General features: G+C 51.1%; 1 protein-coding gene. It reads left to right on the plus strand.

Going from position 1 to position 4,599, the window contains the following annotated elements; translation table 11 throughout:
• Positions 1–4,599: starch-binding protein (locus L6H65_RS26255; protein WP_236347683.1), on the plus strand; the 4,599-nt coding region annotated here is incomplete at both ends.

The raw sequence follows: 4,599 nt of genomic DNA on the forward strand, positions 1-4,599 counted from the left end.
ATGTTGATACTGCGAAGTTTTATAGCGCTGGTACTGTTAGTCCATCCAAATTGGTAACGTGGGTAGAATCCCATGATACGTATGCCAATGACAAGAACGAATCAACGAACATGAACGAATGGCAGATCAAGATGGGCTGGTCCATCATCGCCGCTCGTGCCGAAACGACTTCGTTGTTCTTCAACAGACCGGGTGGAAGCGGCAAGTTCGGCAGCCCTCTCGGTCAGCCAGGCAACAATCTGTGGAAAGATGCTGATATTGTTGCCGTTAACAAATTCCACAATGCAATGGTTGGTGAAAGCGAGTTCTTGCGCACGCAAGGCAACCAAATTATGCTCGTTGAGCGTGGAACGAAAGGGGTAACGATCGTCAACCTCGGCGACAATGCTCAAATCAATTCCGAAACGAAGCTTCCAAATGGAACTTATACGAATAAAGCAACTGGCGGCGGAACGTTTACCGTTTCCAACGGCAGAATTACGGGCAGCATCGGCGGCGGCAAAATCGCTGTTCTGTATGAAGCTGCAGCACCTGTTCCTGTCATTTCTATCGATAAGCAAGAGGGCGGATTCTACACAGATAAGCTGGATGTGAAGCTGACATACACAGGTTCTGACACTGCATCGTACACGGTGAACAATGGAACACCTGCGACGTTCAGCTCAGGTACGACTGTAAGCTTCGGAGCTGGCGCAGCATTCGGCGCAACTTTCGTACTGAAAGTGACATCGAGCAATGCGGCAGGACAAGCTACTAAGACGTATACATTTACGAAAGAAGACCCAAATGCAGCGCTTAACGTTCATTTCTATAAGCCTGCTGGTTGGGGAACGCCTAACATCTATTACTATGATGAGTCTGTAACACCGACCAAAATCGGTGCGACATGGCCAGGACCGGCAATGAGGGATGATGGGAACGGCTGGTACTCCTATCAAATTCCGGCTTGGACAAAGGCGCAAGTCATCTTTAACTCTGGAAGCAATCAAGTGCCGGGTGCAAGCCAACCAGGCTACCAAGTAACGGGCGAGAAATGGATTAAGGATAATGTGGTTCATGCCACAAATCCGGATGGCCCAACGGACCAAGCTCCAACAGCTCCAACGAATGTACAAGGAACAGCAGCAGGTACGACTTCTATTAACCTGACTTGGAATCCTTCTACAGACGACAAGGGAGTAGTGAAATACGAGGTTTACCGTGACGGCGTACTGATCGGTGAAACGACGACGAACTCCTACACCGACAACACGGTCGTTGCGAACAAGACTTACTCGTACACGATCAAAGCAGTCGATACAATTGGACAGAAATCAGCGTTCAGCGCAGCAGTTGCGGTTACAACCGGCAACGGCGGCACGCAGGATCAGCTTCCTACTGTGCCGACGAATGTGCAAGGAACTGCTGTCGGTACGACAACTGTCAACCTGACATGGAGTCCTTCCACAGATGACAAAGGTGTTGCAAGCTACGAGATTTATCGTAACGGCACGCTGAAAGGCAGCTCCACGAGCACGTCTTACTCGGACACAACGGTAGCGAATGACAACACGTATTCCTACACGGTGAGAGCAGTCGATACAATTGGACAGAAATCAGCAGCCAGCGCTCCTGCAACCGTCAAGATCGGCAACGGCGGACAGCAGCCGCAAGCAGGCAGCCCATTCAGCTGGGATAATGCAAACGTATACTTCGTGATGACCGACCGTTTCAACAACGGCAACACGAGCAATGACGGCTCTTATGGAAGACCTAAGACCGATGCAGGCGGCAAAAATATCGGTACTTTCCATGGCGGAGACATTAAAGGTTTAACGAAGAAGCTTGAAGAAGGCTACTTCACCGACCTTGGAACGAATGCCATCTGGATTACAGCTCCATGGGAGCAAATGCATGGCTGGGTAGGCGGTGGACAAGGCGATTTCGCTCACTACGGCTTCCACGGCTACTATGCACTCGATTTCACTGCGATGGACAAGAACATGGGAACCATTGATGAAATGCGCGAGTTCGTTGATCTCGCACATACGAAAGGCATCCGCGTCGTTCTCGACGTTGTTATGAACCATGTCGCTTATCCGAACCTTGTCGACATGGCAGAATACAACTACGGCGATCGCGGCGGACTTGCCGGCAACTGGTTGCCAAATCTAAGCGGCGGTCAGAACTGGCACTCGCACAACGACATTATGAACACTCAAAATGCAAGCGCTTGGTCAACCTGGTGGGGCAATAACTGGATTCGCCCGAACGGCATCGCTGGCTATGACCAATGCAGCGGCGGCGACTTCACTTCTTGCGTCGGGTTCTTGCCTGACATCAAGACTGATTCCACGAGCCCTACAACATTGCCGCCAATTCTGAAAACGAAGTTCGGCAGAGAAACAACCGGCTTTGACAACTGGATCGTTCCAGCTGCCAAGCAATACCGTAAAGACCTGAACGTAGCCCCTAAAGACTACATGATCAAATGGTTGTCCTCATGGGTTGAAGAATTCGGTATCGACGGATTCCGTGCGGATACAGCGAAACACGTTCAATATGACAGATGGGGCGCACTGAAAATAGAAGCAAACAACGCCCTCGCGAAATGGAGACAGAACAACCCTACGAAGCCAGGAGCAGATTGGAACGATGGCTTCTGGATGACAGGTGAAGTATTCGATAAAGGTCTCGGCAGAGACGGCAATTATTTCGATAATGGCTTTGACTCCCTGATCAACTTCTCGTTCCAAGGAGCGAATTTCTCTGATTTGGAAGCTCTGTTCTCCCGTTATGCCACTGAGTTTAACGGCAGCGCAGCGAACTACAACATGCTGAGCTACATCTCTTCACATGACAAGCGGCTTTACAGCCGTAGTAATCTGATCCAAGCAGGAACAGCGATGCTGCTTCTCCCTGGCGCAGTACAAACGTTCTACGGTGATGAAACGGCTAGACCAGTAGGCGAGAACGGTTCTGATCCGGATATGGGTTCACGTTCTGACATGAACTGGGGCAGCATCAATACAGCTGTTCAAAGCCACTGGCAGAAGATTGGCCAATTCAGAAACAATCACATCGCGATTGGCGCAGGTCAACATGCCAAAATCGCAGACGCTCCTTATACGTTCTCCCGTACGTATGAGAAAGGCGATATTTTGGATAAGGTCGTTGTAGCCGTAGGCGCTTCGGGCTCTGTAAGTGTAAACGTGGGCAGCATTTTCCCAGACGGCACGACAGTACGCGATGCGTATACGAAGAATGAAGTCGTAGTAAGCGGCGGCAAAGCTACATTTACGGCTGGCACGAATGGCGTTATCCTGATCGAGAATGTGGGCGCGAACAAGAAATTCCCGGTTCTGACCGCATCCCCGGCAGGCGGCAAGTTCAAGACAGAAACAACAACCGTTACCCTGTCGGTGAATAATGCAGACAGCGGCAAATACACGCTGGACGGCAGCGATCCGGTTAACGGCATTGCATTCACGAACGGCACAACGATCACGATTGGCGCAGGCATGGCTATCGATGAGACGAAAACGTTGAAGATGTATGCAGTCAATGAGAACGGCGAAGGCACAGGCTCGTTCACCTTCACGAAGGGCGATCCGAATGCCAAGCTTGATATTTACTTCAAGAAGCCAGCAGGCTGGGGAACACCGGCACTGTACTTCTATGAAACAGCGCCTAAGCAAACGAATGAGCCTACATGGGCGACAGCTCCTGCAATGACAGACGTTGGCGACGGCTGGTATGTGTACAGCTTCGACACCGCTGAGAAAGCAACGATGATTTTCAAAGACAACACGGGCAAGCAGCTTCCTGGCCAAAGCCTGCCTGGTTTCGCAAGAACCGCAACAGGCTGGTATGACGGAACGACTTGGTCTGATACGGATCCACGCACGAAGCTGGAGCCACCGACAAATCTGGCTTCATCGGCTAAAACAGACAAAACGGTAACGCTGACGTGGACAGCATCCACCAGCGCGGGTATTACAGGATACGATGTGTACCGCAACAATGCGAAGGTTGGAACGACAGCGGCAACGACGTATACCGATACGGGTCTGGCAGGAGCAACGGCGTACTCGTACAAAGTGATCGCAAGAGACCAATCGGGCGCCAGCTCTGATCCGAGCAACGTGATCAGCGTAACGACGGAGCCAGGCAGCAATACCGGAAATACCGTAACGGTTTACTACAAAAAAGGCTATGCAACACCATATATCCACTATCGTCCAGAGGGTGGTACGTGGACGGCTGTTCCAGGCGTGAAGATGGATGAGTCCGAGGTTCCGGGCTATGCCAAGTACACGATTGACCTTGGAGCAAGCACAGCTACTCGCGTTGAAGCTGCATTCAACAACGGCAGCGGACAATGGGACAGCAATGGTCAGAAGAACTACTTCTTCAATAAAGGCGACAATACGTTTAAGGCTGGCGTAGTGACATCGGGCAAACCAGATGCGCCACAGCCAGGCAACAAAGTAACGATTTACTACAAAGAGGGATGGACGAATGTCAACATCCACTATCGCGCAGAGGGCGGCACATGGACAGCTGTTCCAGGCGTGAAGATGGAGAACGATCCGCTCAACCCTGGCTACAAGAAAATAA

The organism is Paenibacillus plantiphilus (genome assembly GCF_927798095.1).
Classification (GTDB): domain Bacteria; phylum Bacillota; class Bacilli; order Paenibacillales; family Paenibacillaceae; genus Paenibacillus_Z; species Paenibacillus_Z plantiphilus.